The organism is Leucobacter sp. NPDC077196 (genome assembly GCF_040687075.1).
Classification (GTDB): domain Bacteria; phylum Actinomycetota; class Actinomycetes; order Actinomycetales; family Microbacteriaceae; genus Leucobacter.
On the sequence record NZ_JBFBML010000017.1, the window covers coordinates 1 to 16215 of the forward strand.

Here is a 16215-nt window from a genome sequence, read left to right on the forward strand (position 1 = left end):
CGGGGTTAGAGCGGCAGTGGTAGCAGCTCCACTCTGCCCGGAGGTTCTCGTCTGTGTCACGGGGTCCAGATCACACAACGTCCCCGGACACTACAGCTAGCGGTGCACAATCGCAGGCCGCGAATGTCGGCAAAGATCTCGGCACTTTCACGGCTGATACCGCTAGTTTCAGTACTCATGGACGACAGACCTGGTCATAGTACGAAGCTCACCCGTTCAGCGCAGGTTGGGGGTGAGCGATGACAGGGGAAATCTGGGGACTCCTTGCGGGAGTGCTTCTGACGCTCGGCACGGGCGTCTTCGTGGCATCCGAGTTCGCGCTCGTGAACTTGGACCGGCCCGAACTCGAACAGCGCCGCACGCGCGGCGAACGGCGCCTGAGCCCGACCATCTCGGCGCTCAAGATCACATCGACGCATCTTTCGGCTGCGCAGCTCGGCATCACGCTGACCACACTGCTTGCCGGCTACACGTTCGAGCCGGCGATCAGCTCTCTGCTGCGCGGGCCTCTCATAAGCGTGGGCGTTCCCGAAGCCGGAGTGGTCGGCGTCGGCGCCGTGGTTGCGATCGTGCTCGCCACCCTGTTCTCGATGATCTTCGGCGAATTGATCCCGAAGAACTTCGCGCTCGCGGTTCCGCTCGCAACGTCGAAGGTGGTCATTCCACTGCAGATCGGGTTCACGTTCATCTTCCGCCCCGTGGTGGCTCTGCTCAACGGCACCGCGAACCGGGTGATTCGGTCAATGGGCATCGAGCCGAAGGAGGAGCTTTCGGGGGCGCGCACCGCAGAGGAGCTCAGCTTCCTCGTGCGCCGCTCGGCGCTCGAGGGCTCGCTCGACCACGACGACGCCACCATGCTGCACCGCACCCTTTCGTTCTCCTCTCGCACTGCGGAAGACGTGATGACGCCCCGCGTGAGAGCCGAGATGCTGCCGCGCACCGCGACCGCGGCCGACGTCGTCGCGCGCAGCGTCGAGACCGGTCACTCTCGCTACCCCGTTTTCGATGAGAGCGTCGACGACATCGTGGGAATCGTGCACGTGAAGTCGGCGTACGGCGTCGACTTCGAGCGCCGCGACTACACCTCGGTCTCGGAGTTCATGTCCGAGCCCGTTCGGGTGCCCGAAGCTGCGGGAGTGGAATCGCTGCTCGAGGTGCTGCGGCAGCGCAGCTACCAGATGGCGGTAGTGGTCGATGAGCACGGCGGCACCGCCGGTGTCGTCACCCTCGAAGACCTCGTCGAAGAACTGCTCGGCGAGGTGCGCGACGAGCACGATGCGCTGCTCGAAGACGTGGTGGTCACCGGCGACGAGATCTTCTTCCCCGCCTCCCTGCGCCCCGATGAGCTCTGGGATCGGCTCGCGATCCGCGTACCCGAGAGCGAGGAGTACGAGACCGTCGCGGGGTACGTGCTCGAGACGTTGGAGCGCATTCCCGATCTCGGCGAAGAGCTCGAGCTGCCCCACGGCACGTTGCGCGTCGAAGAGTTCGACGGGTCGCGCATCACGCGATTGCGCTACGCGACCACTGAGCGGGAGGCCGACCCCGCATTCAATACGCGCACCAAGGTGATGGACGCGTTCGAGCAGGGCCAGCAGGCCGACCATCAGGAGCCGTCGACCGGCCAACAGCAGCGACGTCAGGGAGTCGAACGATGAACGAGTACCTTCCCGGCCTCATCTGGCTCGTCGTCCTCCTCGTGGTGAACGCATTCTTCGTCGGCGCCGAATTCGCAGTCATCTCTGCGCGCCGCTCCCAGATCGAACCGCGCGCCGCAGCCGGCGGCAAGGCGGCCAAGACCACGCTCTGGGCCATGGAGCACGCCACCCTCATGCTGGCGACGAGCCAGCTGGGCATCACCGTATGCTCGCTGGTCATTCTGAACGTCTCCGAGCCCGCGATCCACCACCTGCTCGAGATCCCGCTGCTCGCGTGGACGGGCCTCACCGCCGAAGCGGTCTCGATCACGGCGTTCATCGTCGCGCTGCTGCTGGTCACGTTCCTCCATGTCGTGTTCGGCGAGATGGTGCCGAAGAACCTCGCGTTCTCGGTGCCGGATCGCGCGGCCCTCCTGCTCGCACCGCCGCTCGTCTTCGTGTCGAAGGTGGTCGGCCCGCTCATCCGCTCGCTCAACTGGGTCGCCAACGGCTTCCTGCGTCTCTGCCGCGTGCAGCCGAGGGATGAGGCGAACACGGCGTTCACGATCGATCAGGTCGCGAATATCGTCGAGCAGTCGACCCGGGAGGGGACGCTGGAAGACACGAGCGGCACGATTCTCGCTGCGTTCGAATTCACGGAAAAGCATGTCTCCGACGTGGAGGTGCCGCTCAGCTCCCTCGTGCGGCTGCCCCTCGACGCGACCCCGCGCCAGGTGCAGCAGGCGGTGTCGGAGCACGGCTACTCGCGGTATGTGCTGCACTCAGCCGACGGCGCCCCTGAGCGGTACTTGCACCTCAAGGACATCCTCGACCTCTCGTCGACGTCGGAGATCGATACGCCGATTCCGGCGGACCGGGCTCGCGAGCTGCCGACGGTGGCGGCCGACGCCGAGGTCGAGGTGGCGCTCGAGCTGCTGCGCGAACGCGGTGCGCACATCGCTCGCGTCGGTTCAGCAACGACGGGCTTCACCGGGGTGCTCTTCTTGGAGGACATCGTGGAAGAGCTCGTGGGCGAGGTCGAAGACACGGCCCACGCGCTGTAACCACCTACACCCGGTAATCACCGCAGGAGGCCCCGTGATCCACCCGGATCATGGGGCCTCCTGCGTCGTGTGTCTGCGCGCCCGCGGCCGGATCAGGCCGAGGCGACCACTACGACGGGATCGGTGGTCGGGGCGCCCGTGGGCGACCCGCCGCGATCCTCGATCGTCACCGCGAGTGCATCGCCGGGCGTGAACCCTTCGGCGAGCACTGCGCCGCCGCCGTTCGCGTCGGCGTGCATCACGCCGAGCGAGATGGGCTGGTCGCCGCGCACGATCCACACCTCGTAGTCGTGGTTCTCGGGCGCCGCCTCCATGCCGTCGGTCATGAACACGGCCTGCTGCGTCGAGTCCGACCAAAGCAGCGTGGCTTCGCCCGCACCGACATTCACCGTCGCCGAACGCGAATCGGGAGCCGACTCGACCTGCTGCAGCGCTACCGAAACCGGATCCTGCGGAGCCATCATGCCTCCGACGGGCAATGCCAGCGCGATCGCGAGCAGCACCGCGACCGATGCCGCGAGCCCGAACCACGCCGTCTTGCGGCGCGAGCGCGTGAACGCCAGCTCGGGATCCTCGGGCTCCTCGATCAGCTCGGGAACCAGATCGGTTGCTCGCGCAGGCTTGCTGTCCGCGGCCGGCGCTTCAGGAGCAGCGGGTGCGGAGTGCGCCCGCTCGCCCGGCGCGTGACCGGCCTCGAACTGCGGCGACTGCGCGATCAGGGCGAGGATCGCGCCGCGGGCCGCACGCGGCGGGGCCACTTCTGCGGTCGACGCGGCGAGAGACGCGACGGTCTCGCGATCCTCATCGACGATACGCAGCCATTCGGGATGAGCCGCTAGTGCTTCCGAGAACGTCTGCTCCTCTTCCGGGGAGAGCGCGTGCAAGGCGCGAGCAGCGGAGAGCTCGCGGAACTGTTGCTCGTTCATCGCGTCGCCTCCATTTCTTTCCTGAGACGAGTCAAGCCGTCTCGAATTCTTGATTTGATGGTGCCGAGCGGGGCTCCGAGGAGCACTGATATCTCGCTCTGGCTGTACCCGCCGAAGTAGGCGAGCACGATCGCGCGGCGCTGAGGCTCCGGGAGCTCACCGAGCCCCTGAACCGCGCGGGTGCCGTCGATCATGAGTTCCACCTCGTCGTCGACTCCCGGCTGAGCTTCGGCCAGGTCGCGCGTGCCGGCGGCGAGATCACGCCGCCGGGACGCCTGCGAAGCACGGACCCGGTCGACCGCCCGGCGGTGGGCGATCGTGAGGAGCCAGGTGCGCGCCTTGCCCCGATCCGGGTCGAACGAATCGGCGGTCTGCCACGCTTCGAGGAAGACCTCCTGCAGCACTTCCTCGCTCTGCGATCGATCGACCAGGACCCTGAGGATCAGGCCGAACACGCGAGCCGAGAGCAGATCGTACAGCTCTGCAAAGGCCCGCTGGTCTCCCACTGCGGCGCGTGCGAGCGCCCTGTCCGCCGGATCGACGCTCGCGCCGTCCTCCGGTATCTCCACCCCGTCAATGACCATCACACTTAGCATGCCTCATTCACCTCCACTCTGCCTTCGCCATTCGCTTGCGAGTCTGATTCCGTTATGCGATCGGGGCCTACCCGAAGGTGAACGAGTAGACCTGTACGCCCTTCGGTACCTGTACATCGAGCGTCCCCTCAGCCGGATCGTCCGCTTCCACGACTCGGTACGAGCGCGGCGTCCCGTCGATCTCGATGGAGCGCGTTCCGCCTCCCTCGACGGCGACCTCGATGGTTCCACTGCCGGCGATGACAGCGCGCACCTCCTGGCCTCGGTAATCGAGGCGAATGTTCGCCTCGGAGTCATCCGTCGGAGTCGCGTACTGCGTCTCGATGGTCCACTTGCCGTCGAGTGCGAACGTGTCATGCTTCTGATCCTTCGGGAACTCGTACTCGCCCTCACCTGCCCGATAGTCACCGGGCCCCGCGAAGTTGCGATCCTTCGACGAACCGAGGAACGTCTCTGGCGTGGTGCTGCCGAGTTCGGGAGTCGCATCCGAGATATTGGTCTCGGAGGGGAGTTGCTCGTCGGGATTCGCATCCTCGAGCAGTTCACGCATGAGCTTCTCGGTGGTCTCGTAGTTGCCCTCGCCGAACGAGATGTGGCGCACCGTGCCCTCGGCATCGATCAGGTAGTGCGCGGGCCAGTAGCGGTTGCGGTAGTTCGTCCAGGTCGACAGGTTGTTGTCCATCGCGACGGGGTACTCGATGCCGAAGTCCTTGATGCCGGCCTCAACGTTCGACTGCTCCTTCTCGAACGCGTACTCGGGCGAGTGGACGCCGATCACGGTCAGACCGTCGCCTCCGTACGCCTCATCCCAGGCGACCACGTGAGGGATCGAGCGCTGGCAGTTGATGCAGGAGTAGGCCCAGAAATCGATGAGCACGACCTGACCCTTGAGCTCGTCGAGATCGAGTGCCTCGCCGCCCTCGGTGTTCAGCCAGGTGTCGATGCCCTTGATCGAGGGCGCCTTGCCGCACAAGGCGAGCTCTTCGGCATCGTTCGCGCAGTTGTCGAGCTCGCGGTTCTCGTCGGTGACGAGACCGCCCAGGTTCAGTGCGCTCTTGCCCGCGTCGCTCTCGGCCAGATCCTTCTGGATTCCGGCGGTGTAATCGGGCAGCAGACGCTGCAGGGCCTGGGGCACGTTGAAGGCGAGGCCCACCGCCAGAGCGATCAGTGCGACGCCGCCGACGATGCGGAGCGTGCGCTCGCGCTTGCGGAAGCCGCGGATGCGCTGTGCGACCTTGCTGCCGGCGAGTGCGAAGACGAGCAGTGGCAGTGCGACGCCGATCGCGAAGGAGAAGGTGAGCAGCACGGTCTCGATGCCGATCTGACCCGTAGCGCCGGCGACGATGATCGCTGCGAGCACGGGGCCGGCGCACGGCACGAACACGGTACCGAGCGCGAGCCCCATACCGAACCCGTTGCCGCCCTCGCCGACCTTGCGGCGCGGCAGCCGCTGGAACGGCTTCTCGAGCAGCTGCTCGAACCCCGGGAAGAGCATCCCGACACCGATGATCAGCAGAACGGCGACGCCGGCCCAGCGGATCGCGCTCTGCGGAATGTTCAGCAGCCCCAGCAGTACGGACCCGAGCAGTGTCACCACGGAGAAGCTCAGCACGAGCCCCGCGATGATCCAGAACGGGCGACTGCGCTTCGCCGGAATGACCTCCGGCGCCTTCCCTGGCGCGGCAGGCTGTGCACCGGCCGTCAGGAAGATGACCGGCAGGACCGGCAGAATGCACGGCGAAATGCCGGTGATGAGTCCGCCGAGCAGACCGATAAGCACGATATCCATGAGAGGCCTTCCTATTGCGAGGTACTTCGGAGCCGGAGGCCGATCGGATGGGAGGAGTCGCTCGAGGGCGCGCGGCTTGCGCCGAGGGCTTCGCCCGGTTCTCGCGTTCGCAGTTCTTGTTCGCGCGCGCGAGCGCGCACGTGGGTACGTGGGTACGCGCGAGCCGGGGCGCCCGAAGCCGGCGCTCGCAGGCCCCCGAGAACTTTTTCGATCAATTTCCCATCCGACCCCGGGAGGGCTCCGAAGACATTTACAAGCCGCGGAAATCTGCGGATCTCATCTCGAGGAGGAACCATGTTCACCAAGAAGAAGACCCTCGGCGCCGCGTTCGCAATGACGCTGGTTGGCGCCGCAATGCTCACCGGCTGCTCCATGGGAGCTTCAGACGAAGCTGCCGAAGATCAGACCACGGAGCAGATGGAAGAGACGCCCATGGAGGAGCCGTCGGAGTCGATGGACACCATGGATCCGGCAGCGAACTTGGTCGGACCGGGTTGCGCAGCTTACGCTGAGGCAGTGCCCGAGGGCGATGGCTCGATCCAGGGCATGTCGCAGGATCCGGTTGCCGTCGCAGCTTCGAACAACCCGATGCTGACGACCCTCGTCTCGGCGGTCAGCGGCCAGCTGAACCCTGACGTCGATCTCGTCGACACGCTGAATGGCGATGAGTTCACCGTCTTCGCTCCGGTCGATGACGCGTTCGCCAAGATCGACTCGGCGACCATCGACACGCTGAAGACCGACAGCGACATGCTCACCAGCATCCTGACCTACCACGTGGTTCCCGGCCAGATCGAGCCGGCTGACATCGCAGGTATGCACACCACCGTTCAGGGCGCTGACCTCGAGGTGACCGGCTCGGGCGACGAGATGATGGTCAACGACTCGAACATCGTCTGCGGCGGAGTGCAGACCGCGAACGCGACCGTGTACCTGGTCGACAGCGTTCTGATGCCCCCGATGTAATCTCGGGCATCCGATACACCCGGCATCGGCAGCCGCTGAGGCGCGGCCCGATCGCCAACAAGGCCAATGTGCCCGTCGCTCGCACAGGAGCGGCGGGCACATTGTTGTCCGCAGTAACGCACAGCGCCGGGGCCCCGAGGATGGGGTCCGGGCGCTGTGCCGTGCGCGGAGGGCGGCGTGCAGATCGCGCCGGATCCGGCGGCCTTAGACGCGCACGAGCATCTTGCCGATGTTGCCGCCGCGCATCATGTCGAGGAACGCGTCGACGGTGTGGTCGATACCGTCGACGATCGTCTCGTCGTACGCGATCTTGCCGGCTGCGAACCACTCGCCCATGCGCTCCTGGAACTCGGGCGCGTGCTGCAGGTGCTTGCCGACGGTGAAGCCCTCGAGCTTCAGGGCGCGGGTGATGAGGTTGGCCATGTTGTCGGGCCCGGGGGTGCGTTCCGAGGTGTTGTACTCGGCGATCGCACCGCAGAGGGCTGCGCGCCCGTCATCGTTGAACGCGTCGAGTGCCGCTTCGAGATGGTCTCCTCCGACATTGTCGAAGAAGACGTCGATGCCGTCGGGAGCGGCCGCTGCCAACTGGCCGCGCACGTCGCCGTCCTTGTAGTTGAAGGCCGCGTCGTATCCGTACTTCTCGGTGAGCAGCGCCACCTTCTCTGCGGATCCCGCTGAGCCGACCACCCGCGCCGCTCCGAGGAGCTTCGCGATCTGACCGGCCGCCGTGCCGACGGCTCCGGCGGCACCCGAGATGAACACCGTGTCGCCCTCGTGCAGATTCGCGATCGCGGTCAGACCGACGTAGGCGGTGAGGCCGGTCATGCCCATGATGTGCAGTCGCAGCGAAAGCGGCACCCCCTCGATCTCGGGGACGACGCGGAAGGTCTTCGCGTCTGCCTGCACCAGGTCGGACCACCCGTGCTGGTGCAGCACCACGGCGCCCTCCGGCACGTCATCAGAGGCCGAGGCCACGACTCGGCCGATCGCGCCGCCCTGGATCTGCTCGCCGAGCGCGTACGGCGCGACGTAGCTGCGCGCGTCGTTCATGCGGCCGCGCATGTAGGGATCGACCGACACGAACTCGTTGCGCACGCGCACTTCGCCGGGTTGCAGCTCTCCGAGTTCGACCCGTGCGGTGCGGAAGTCGTCGTGCGTGGGCCAACCGCTCGGTCGTGAGACGAGCTGGATCTGCGTGCTGATAGGTGCGGTCATGTGAAACCTCCGGGGTGTGTGGGCGATCCTGCGCCTTCGGATACCGGGCCGATGCGGTCCGGATCTATTCGGAACGATCGTTCCAATATATACTGGACCGATCAGTCCCGAAAGGCTCAACCATGGCACGCACAGCATCGTTCGATCGCAGCATCGTCGTGCGCGCCGCCATGGACGTGTTCTGGTCGACGGGGTACGAGGGCGCCGGGATCGCCGATCTCGAACGGGCCACCGGGCTCCGTCGCTCGAGCATCTACAACAGCTTCGGTTCGAAGCGGGGGCTCTTCGACACTGCTGTGGAGCAGTATCTCGACGACGTCATCCGCCCCCGCCTGCAACCGCTGAGCGGCCCCGAGGTGGCGCCCGGCGCGATCGTCGCCTACTTGGAGGGACTGAGCGCGGCGCTCGCGGATCCCGCCTCGCTCTCTGCCCGCAGCGGCTGCATGCTCATCAACTCGGCCGGATCACCGATTGGGCACGATGCCGCCGTGGCCGCGACGGTCACCGCATACCGGAGCGAGCTTCGCGAGGCCCTCGGCCGCGGCATCGAAGCCCGACTCCCGACCCTCGACGCACGAGCGGCGGATCGCCTCGCGGACGCCTGCACCGGCCAGGTGGTGGCGGCGCTCGCGCTCGCTCGCATCGACAGCGCGAGCGCGAGCGCCGCGATCGACACAGCGCTCGCCCTCATCGAGGCGGCGTAGCGACGATTGTCGGCGGCCGCTGCAAGAATGCAGCCATGCTCACCACATTCGCGGTCTCGGGGTACCGGTCACTCGTCGACCTCATCGTGCCGCTCGACCGACTCACGATCGTCTCGGGGGCGAACGGCACGGGCAAGTCCAACCTCTACCGGGCGCTGCGCCTGCTCGCGGCGGCCGGCGAGGGTCGCATTGTGGGGTCGATCGCCCGGGAAGGCGGGCTTGCGAGCGTACTCTGGGCGGGTCCAGAGGTCTCGCGTCGTGCATCGGGTCCGATCAAGGGCGCCTCCCCGGGGCGTCCGGTCTCCCTCCGGCTGGGCTTCGGGTCGGATGAGTTCGGCTATCTCACCGATCTCGGTCTGCCGCAGCTCGACCGCGGCCGCAGCTTCTTCACGCAGGATCCCGAGGTGAAACGGGAGCAGGTCTTCGTGGGGCCGTTCGCGCGGCCGGCTTCTGTGATCGTCGACCGAACGCGCGCGGCGGTGCGCGTGCGAGACGACGGATGGCGCGTGCTCTCGCAAAAACTCGGGCCGGGGCAGAGCGTGCTGCTCGACCTCGAAGACGCGACGGCTTTGCCCGACACGCTTCGGCTGCGGCATCGCATGGCGCAGTGGCGCTTCTACGATCACTTCCGCACCGACCGCGACGCCCCGGCCCGCGCCCCGCAGGTCGGCACGCGCACACGGTGGCTCAGCGATGACGGCGCCGATCTGGCCGCGGTCTGGGCGACCGCGATCGAGGCGGTGCAGGATCACGATCTGACCGATGCCGTCTCCGACGCGTTTCCGGGGTCGCGCGTCTCTATCGACGTCGTCAGCGGTGTGTTCCGCCTCATGCTCAGTCAGCCCGGCCTCCTCCGGCCGCTCTCGACGGCGGAGCTCTCCGACGGCACCCTGCGATACCTGCTGCTCTGCGCGGCCCTGCTCCCGGCCGATCCGCCGCCGTTGATCGTCGTCAACGAGCCGGAGGCGTCGCTGCACGAGAGCTTGATCCCGGCGCTCGCCTCGCTGATCGCGACCGCGGCGAACCGCACGCAGGTCGTCGTCGTCACTCACTCGAGCGTATTGCGCCGGGCGCTCGAAAACACCGGTTCCGCCATCGAACTCGTCTCCGACGGAGACGGCACGGAAGTCGCGGGCCAGGGTCTGCTCGACGTGCCGCGCTGGGAATGGCCGAAGCGATGAGCCGGGTACCCGCCGTGGTCGCCCGGGCGCGTATCGCAGTCGGGGCAGCCGTGATCCTCATTCTCGTCTCCACGTATCTGCAGGGTGTCGGGGGCCAGAACCCATTCGACTTCTTCGGCTACTTCACCAACCTCACGAGCCTGCTCTCTGCCATTCTGCTCATCGTGCTCGGAAGCATCGGCGCGCAGAAGCGCCCGGCACCCCGCTGGGCTGCGGCGGTGCGCGGTGTCGCGGTCGCCTGCATGCTGATCGTCAGCGTGATCTACAACGTGCTCGTGCCCGGCACCGGTGCGGCGCCTCCGTGGGTCAGCGCCGTACTGCACATCGTCTTCCCGGCGGCGTTGCTGCTCGACTGGATCTGCGTCGGAGACCGCGCCCCGCTCCCCTGGCGCAACCTCTGGGTCGTGCTGCCGTATCCGCTCGTGTGGATCGCGGTCGTACTGGTGCGCGGTGCGACCGACGGATGGGTTCCGTACGGCTTCCTCCTCCCGGAGCGCGGCGGAGGAGCGCTCGTCGCGACGATTGCCGGCTTACTGGCTGCGTTGCTCGCGAGCGGCGCGCTCGTCTGGTTGCTGAGTCGGATTCCGCTGCGGGCGGAGCGTCGCGGGCGCCCGATCGTCCCCTGACGCCCTTGCGTGATACCCCCCTAGGGTATACCGTTGGCACATCGGAACGCATCATCCCGCGCATTGAAGGAGCACGCTCATGACCACGACTGCATTCACCGTTACCGGAATGACCTGCGATCACTGCGAGCGCGCAGTGCGATCGGAAGTGGGCGAGATCGCAGGCGTCACCGATATCTCGGTGAGCGCAGCCACCGGTGAGCTCAGCGTCACCACCGCAGGAGAGCCGGTCGAGACCGCAGCAGTGCTCGCGGCCGTCGACGAGGCCGGGTACACGGCGCAACCCGCCTGATCCGCACCCGCTGCGCATCGCGGCCCGCAGGCCGACCGACCCGACCACACCTCGCTCCCCTCGAGAGGACCACCCCATGGCTCTGCCGAACAGTCTCTCCCCGACCTCGTACGATCTCAAGATCGGCGGCATGACGTGCGCCTCGTGCGCCATGCGTATCGAGAAGAAGCTGAACAAGCTCGACGGCATCGAGGCGAGCGTCAACTACGCGACCGAACAGGCCAAGGTGTCGGCGCCCGCGGGCTTCGATCCCGGCCTGCTCATCGCCGAGGTGGAGAAGACGGGGTACACCGCCGCCCTGCCCCAGCCGCCCAGAGGCGAGCGCTCGGGCGACGCAGCCGGCGTCGACGGCGCCGGGGAGTCGGCGGACCCCGAGCTCACCGCGCTGCGTCACCGGCTCATCGGGTCGATCGTGCTGTCGGTTCCCGTGATCCTGCTCTCCATGATTCCCGCCCTGCAGTTCACCAACTGGCAGTGGGCGGCCCTCGCCCTCGCGTCCCCCGTCATCGTGTGGGCCGCATGGCCGTTCCATCGCGCCGCATGGACGAACGCGCGTCACGGTGCGGCAACGATGGACACCCTGGTGTCGGTCGGAACCTCTGCCGCCTTTCTCTGGTCGCTCTACGCGCTGTTCTTCGGCACGGCCGGTCATCCGGGCATGACGCATCCCTTCGAGCTCACCGTGAGCCCGAGCGACGGGGCGGGCAACATCTATCTCGAGGTCGCGGCCGGAGTGACCATGTTCCTGCTCGCTGGCCGATACTTCGAGAAGCGCTCCAAGCGGCAAGCCGGTGCTGCGCTGCGGGCTCTGCTCGAGCTCGGTGCAAAGGACGTTGCAGTGCTGCGCAACGGCGAAGAAGTGAGGATCGGCACCTCCGAGCTCGCCGTTGGCGACGAATTCGTCGTGCGCCCCGGCGAGAAGATCGCCGCCGACGGCGTGATCGTCTCGGGGCACTCCGCCGTCGACGCCTCAATGCTCACCGGCGAGTCCGTTCCGGTCGAAACCGGGCCCGGCGATGCGGTCACCGGCGGCACCGTGAACGCGAGTGGTCGACTCATCGTTCGAGCAACGCGCGTCGGCAGCGACACCCAGCTGGCGCAGATGGCGCGGCTCGTGGAGGAGGCGCAGTCGGGCAAGGCCGACGTGCAGCGGCTCGCCGACCGGGTCTCGGGCGTCTTCGTGCCGATCGTGATCGTGATCGCGCTGGCGACGCTCGGGGTGTGGCTCGCGACAGGGTTCCCTACGGCGAGCGCATTCACCGCCGCAGTCGCGGTGCTCATCATCGCGTGCCCGTGCGCGCTCGGCCTCGCGACGCCCACGGCGCTGCTCGTCGGTACCGGGCGGGGCGCGCAACTCGGCATCCTCATCAAGGGGCCAGAGGTGCTCGAATCGACGAAACGCGTCGACACCGTCGTGCTCGACAAGACCGGCACGGTGACGAGCGGCCGCATGACGCTCGTCGACGCAATCGCAGCCGACGGCACGGATCGGGCAACCCTGCTCCGCCTCGCCGGAGCGCTCGAAGACGCGTCCGAGCATCCCATCGCCCAGGCCATCGCGTCGGGAGCGACCGCTCAGCTCGAATCCGGCCTCCCCGAGGCCGAGAACTTCGTGAACACGGAGGGCCTCGGAGTATCCGGGGTCGTCGAGGGTCACGCCGTGCTCGTCGGGCGCCAGGCCCTGATGGACGACTGGTCGATCGCCGCGAACGAAGCACTGCTCGAAGCGAAAGCCCGCGCCGAGGCCGACGGTAAGACGTCCGTGCTCGTCGCGTGGGACGGCGAGTTGCGCGGCGTGCTGGTCGTCGCCGATACGGTGAAGCCCACGAGCGCCGAGGCGATCCGCCAGCTGCGCGATCTCGGCCTCACGCCGGTGCTCCTCACCGGCGACCACCGCACGGTCGCCGCACGCATCGGGGCGGAAGTCGGCATCGACGAAGTGATCGCCGAGGTGCTGCCGCAGGAGAAGGCCGCGGTGATCGCGCGCCTGCAGGCGGAGGGGCGCGTCGTCGCGATGGTCGGAGACGGCGTGAATGACGCCGCCGCGCTCGCACAGGCGGATCTCGGCCTCGCAATGGGCACCGGTACGGACGCCGCCATCGAGGCCTCCGACATCACCCTCGTGCGCGGTGACCTGCGCAGCGTGGGCGACGCGATCCGTCTCTCCCGACGCACCCTCGGCACCATCAAGGGCAACCTGTTCTGGGCGTTCGCGTACAACGTCGCGGCGATTCCGCTCGCGGCGCTCGGTCTGCTCAACCCGATGCTCGCCGGTGCGGCGATGGCGTTCTCGAGCGTGTTCGTGGTCGGCAACAGTCTGAGGCTGCGCTCGTTCAAGAGCCGGGCCGTCTAGCGGCTTCCGCCGGTGAGCAGACGGGCTTCGGCGAGCAGATGAGTTTCGGTGAGGCGAGAGTTGCGGAAGCCCTCACACCGAAGCTCGGCCCGGAGCGCTCAGCGATCCTCCGGGCTTCCTGCGGAGCACTCCCAGGCCGTATCAGTACAGTTCCCGAGAAGCAGCGGGCAGGCGGCCCGAGCGTGAAGAGGAACGAGGCCGGGTGCTGCCGATCGTCGACATCATCATTGTGGTCGTGCTCATCGTGTCCACGCTCGCCGGCGTGCGCTCCGGGTTCTTCTCGGTGCTCGGTGCGCTTGCAGGGCTCGTCGCCGGTGCGGCGGTATCGCCCTGGTTGCTGCCGATCATCGCGCGTGAACTGCCCGAGAACGGCTGGCGCAGCGCAGCGGTGATCGGCTCGGCGATCCTGCTGCTCGCCCTGGGGGCCTGGCTCGGCTCGGTCATCGGTTCGTTTGTGAGACGCGGGGCGGATCGCCTGAAACTGCGCGCAATCGAGCGCCTGCTCGGCGGTGCGCTCGGTCTCGTGGCTTCCGTGACCGCGGTGGCGCTCATCGGTGGCGCTATCGCGTCATCGGGAGTGCCGGTCGTGTCATCGGCGGTCGCGTCGTCGACGGTGCTTCGCACGCTGCAGCAGTGGACTCCGAAGCCGCTCACCGACGCGGCAGCCCGGTTGCACGCTGCCGTGCTCGGCGACACGGTGATCCCGACCGTCGATGCACTGCTGGATTCCGACCTCAGCACGGAAACGCCCGCGGCAACTATCGACACCGATGATCCCGCGCTCGCTGCCGCAGCTGCCTCGGTCGCGCGCATCTCGGGTCTCGCGTACGGCTGCGGCACGATGCCGACGGGCACCGGTTTTGTCGCCGCCGAGGATCGCATCGTCACGAACGCCCACGTCGTCGCCGGCATCGAGACGCCGCTCGTCGAACTGCCCGGCGAACCGGCGCGTGATGGCACCGTCGTGTACTTCGACCCGGTCGACGATCTCGCGGTCATCGCCGTCGACGTCGATGCGAGCCCGCTGCCCATCGACGATTCGCTCGTCGCGGGAAGCGGGGGCGCGGTGCAGGGCTACCCGTACGGCGGCCCATTCACGACCGTCGCCGCAGGGGTGCTCGCGACGCGCGACACTCCGGTCTCCGACATCTACGGCTCGTCGACGTCGCCGCGTTCGATTCACGTGCTCTCGGCCGATGTACGCCCGGGCAACTCGGGCGGCCCGCTCCTCACGCCGGAGGGCGGAGTTGCCGGTGTCGTGTTCGCGCGCGACACGGAGCGTACGAATGTCGGATATGCGATGACCCTCGCCGAACTGCTCCCCGTGCTCGCGACGCTTGAGACGGCGACGGCGACGGTATCGACCGGGGCCTGCCTCTCCGACTGACGCCGCGGGCTCAGCGCTCGGGCTCCGGCCGGAGGAGCAGCTCCACGAAGGGCAGGAAGCGGTCGACGCGGTCGGGCAGGGACCCCCAGCGATCCGCCATGCCCGCCATCATCTGCGCTCCGACGTACAGCTCGTTGATGATCTCGGCGAGCAATCGCGGCGACTCGGTCGAGGTGATCGATCCGTCGCGAATGCCCTGTTCGATCAGCATCGTGCCATTGCCCTGCCAGGTGACGTACGAGTTGTGACCGTGATCGCGGAGCGCCTCCGGCAGGGAGTCGACGAGCTGCAGGCCCGCCTGCACGAGTCGGTCGGTCGCCATGAGATCCGCGAGACGCCGGAGCATGACGATGACCGTGTCGTAGCCGTTGCGACCGACCGCGAGCTCCTCATCGAGTGCGGCGCGCATGCGTTCCTGCTGCACCGCGAGCACGGCCTCCGCGATGTCGTACTTGTTGCCGAAGTGAAAGTAGATGGACCCCTGACTCGCTCCGGCCTCATCGGAGATGTCTTTGAGCTTGGCCTGATCGTAGGAGAGCCTCGAGAAGACCCGCCCTGAAGCTTCGAGCAGCGCCATCCGCGTCTCGATGCCGCGCTGCTGCTTCGTGCCAGCTCCCTCGATGTGTGGTGCCAACGGCGCCCCCTCGATATTCCCGCCCCGGAGTGAACGCCGGGCCGGTACCAAGATATCTGGCTCAGCCCTGATTACCACCCCGCGTTCCCCAGGTGCACGTGATTCGGCGCATCAATGTTGTTGATTCGACTGCGCCGGGCTGAACCACAGCTCGATTCCTGCGAAACCGGATGTTCCGGATGCTGAAAACGCGGCAGATCTTACGTACACTGACCCGGTGAACCGAGAATCGCAAGGACGTAGCAACAGCACGCGTCGCACACTCATCGAGGCAACGATCAGCGTCATCGCCGCGCACGGTCTCGCCGGGGTGACGACGCGCAGAGTTGCAGAGCAGGCTGAGTTGCCTTTAGGGAGTCTGCACTACTGGTTCGCCAGCAAGGAGGCGCTGCTCGACGCCGTCGCCGAGCACGTGCAGCAGGCCACGGCCGTCGGCCTCGTGCTCCCCGAGGCACTCCCGAATCTCGACGAGCAGATCGGCTGGTTGTTCGAGAGGACCATCGAGATGCCGCTCGCAGACCATCTCGCGATGTTCGAGATTCTTGCGCACTCGATGCGACGAGGAAATGCGCGGCTCGCCGATGACAACCACGAGCAGGTGATGGCGCAGGCCGTGCAGCTGCTGGAGCCCTGGCGCGACGGCGCGGATGCGCAGCTCCCGGGCGGGTTCGCGGCACTCGTAACGTTGGTGCACACCACGATCATCGGCACGTGGTTCGGGCATTTCAGCGCTGACACCGAGACGCTCCGCGGCGGGATCCGCCTGCTCGGCGCCCTGCTGCGCGATGTGCCGCGCGACCCCGCAGTCGCCGCAGTCGCCGCAGTCGCCCCAGATCCTGCGTAGG

The 16215-nt window shown here is 67.4% G+C and carries 15 protein-coding genes; 10 read left to right on the forward strand and 5 right to left on the reverse strand.

What is annotated here, in order from left to right; translation table 11 throughout:
• The first annotated feature begins 239 nt into the window (after positions 1-239).
• Positions 240-1658: a hemolysin family protein gene (locus AB0O71_RS13285; protein WP_363746066.1), complete on the forward strand. Its 1419-nt coding sequence runs from the start codon at positions 240-242 to the stop codon at positions 1656-1658.
• Entirely contained in the window at positions 1655-2701 is a 1047-nt protein-coding gene (locus tag AB0O71_RS13290) for a CNNM domain-containing protein (RefSeq protein ID WP_363746068.1), read from the forward strand. The genes AB0O71_RS13285 and AB0O71_RS13290 overlap by 4 nt, the downstream gene beginning before the upstream one ends.
• Before the next feature lie 92 nt (positions 2702-2793).
• Here the strand turns inward: AB0O71_RS13290 and AB0O71_RS13295 are convergent, their stop codons facing one another.
• The 3 genes from AB0O71_RS13295 to AB0O71_RS13305 all read right to left on the reverse strand — a co-directional run bounded on the left by AB0O71_RS13295 (position 2794) and on the right by AB0O71_RS13305 (position 6012).
• Positions 2794-3627: an anti-sigma factor gene (locus AB0O71_RS13295; RefSeq protein WP_363746070.1), complete on the reverse strand. Its 834-nt coding sequence runs from the start codon at positions 3625-3627 to the stop codon at positions 2794-2796.
• On the reverse strand, positions 3624-4211 hold the full coding sequence (gene sigK / locus AB0O71_RS13300) for an ECF RNA polymerase sigma factor SigK (protein ID WP_363746072.1): 588 nt from the start codon (positions 4209-4211) through the stop codon (positions 3624-3626). Before sigK ends, AB0O71_RS13295 begins: the two co-directional genes overlap by 4 nt.
• Before the next feature lie 79 nt (positions 4212-4290).
• On the reverse strand, positions 4291-6012 hold the full coding sequence (locus AB0O71_RS13305) for a cytochrome c biogenesis protein DipZ (RefSeq protein WP_363746074.1): 1722 nt from the start codon (positions 6010-6012) through the stop codon (positions 4291-4293).
• Between the two features lie 294 nt (positions 6013-6306).
• Here AB0O71_RS13305 and AB0O71_RS13310 point away from each other — a divergent pair, with 294 nt between their 5' ends.
• Positions 6307-6978, forward strand: a complete 672-nt coding sequence (locus tag AB0O71_RS13310) for a fasciclin domain-containing protein (protein WP_363746076.1) — start codon at positions 6307-6309, stop codon at positions 6976-6978.
• A 204-nt stretch (positions 6979-7182) separates the two neighbouring features.
• Here AB0O71_RS13310 and AB0O71_RS13315 read toward each other — a convergent pair whose 3' ends face one another.
• A complete protein-coding gene (locus AB0O71_RS13315; RefSeq protein WP_363746078.1) occupies positions 7183-8193 on the reverse strand; it encodes an NADP-dependent oxidoreductase in 1011 nt (336 codons plus the stop codon).
• Between the two features lie 122 nt (positions 8194-8315).
• Between AB0O71_RS13315 and AB0O71_RS13320 the strand changes: the two genes are divergently transcribed.
• The 6 genes from AB0O71_RS13320 to AB0O71_RS13345 all read left to right on the forward strand — a co-directional run bounded on the left by AB0O71_RS13320 (position 8316) and on the right by AB0O71_RS13345 (position 14736).
• Complete coding sequence (locus tag AB0O71_RS13320; protein ID WP_363746080.1) at positions 8316-8897, forward strand: TetR/AcrR family transcriptional regulator; 582 nt, start codon at positions 8316-8318, stop codon at positions 8895-8897.
• 35 nt (positions 8898-8932) lie between these two features.
• Complete coding sequence (locus AB0O71_RS13325; RefSeq protein ID WP_363746082.1) at positions 8933-10078, forward strand: AAA family ATPase; 1146 nt, start codon at positions 8933-8935, stop codon at positions 10076-10078.
• Positions 10075-10704 carry a Pr6Pr family membrane protein gene (locus AB0O71_RS13330; RefSeq protein WP_363746084.1) on the forward strand — a complete coding sequence of 210 codons (630 nt, stop codon included), beginning with the start codon at positions 10075-10077 and terminating at the stop codon, positions 10702-10704. Before AB0O71_RS13325 ends, AB0O71_RS13330 begins: the two co-directional genes overlap by 4 nt.
• A 79-nt stretch (positions 10705-10783) precedes the next feature.
• A complete protein-coding gene (locus AB0O71_RS13335) occupies positions 10784-10996 on the forward strand; it encodes a heavy-metal-associated domain-containing protein (RefSeq protein ID WP_363746086.1) in 213 nt (70 codons plus the stop codon).
• A gap of 76 nt (positions 10997-11072) precedes the next feature.
• Positions 11073-13349: a heavy metal translocating P-type ATPase gene (locus tag AB0O71_RS13340; protein ID WP_363746088.1), complete on the forward strand. Its 2277-nt coding sequence runs from the start codon at positions 11073-11075 to the stop codon at positions 13347-13349.
• A gap of 202 nt (positions 13350-13551) precedes the next feature.
• Positions 13552-14736, forward strand: a complete 1185-nt coding sequence (locus AB0O71_RS13345; RefSeq protein ID WP_363746090.1) for a MarP family serine protease — start codon at positions 13552-13554, stop codon at positions 14734-14736.
• Between the two features lie 10 nt (positions 14737-14746).
• Here the strand turns inward: AB0O71_RS13345 and AB0O71_RS13350 are convergent, their stop codons facing one another.
• The gene (locus AB0O71_RS13350; protein ID WP_363746092.1) at positions 14747-15370 is read right to left on the reverse strand and encodes a TetR/AcrR family transcriptional regulator; all 624 of its coding nucleotides are present in this window, start codon (positions 15368-15370) and stop codon (positions 14747-14749) included.
• A 217-nt stretch (positions 15371-15587) separates the two neighbouring features.
• Between AB0O71_RS13350 and AB0O71_RS13355 the strand changes: the two genes are divergently transcribed.
• Positions 15588-16214 carry a TetR/AcrR family transcriptional regulator gene (locus AB0O71_RS13355; RefSeq protein WP_363746094.1) on the forward strand — a complete coding sequence of 209 codons (627 nt, stop codon included), beginning with the start codon at positions 15588-15590 and terminating at the stop codon, positions 16212-16214.
• Position 16215: the final 1 nt, after the last annotated feature.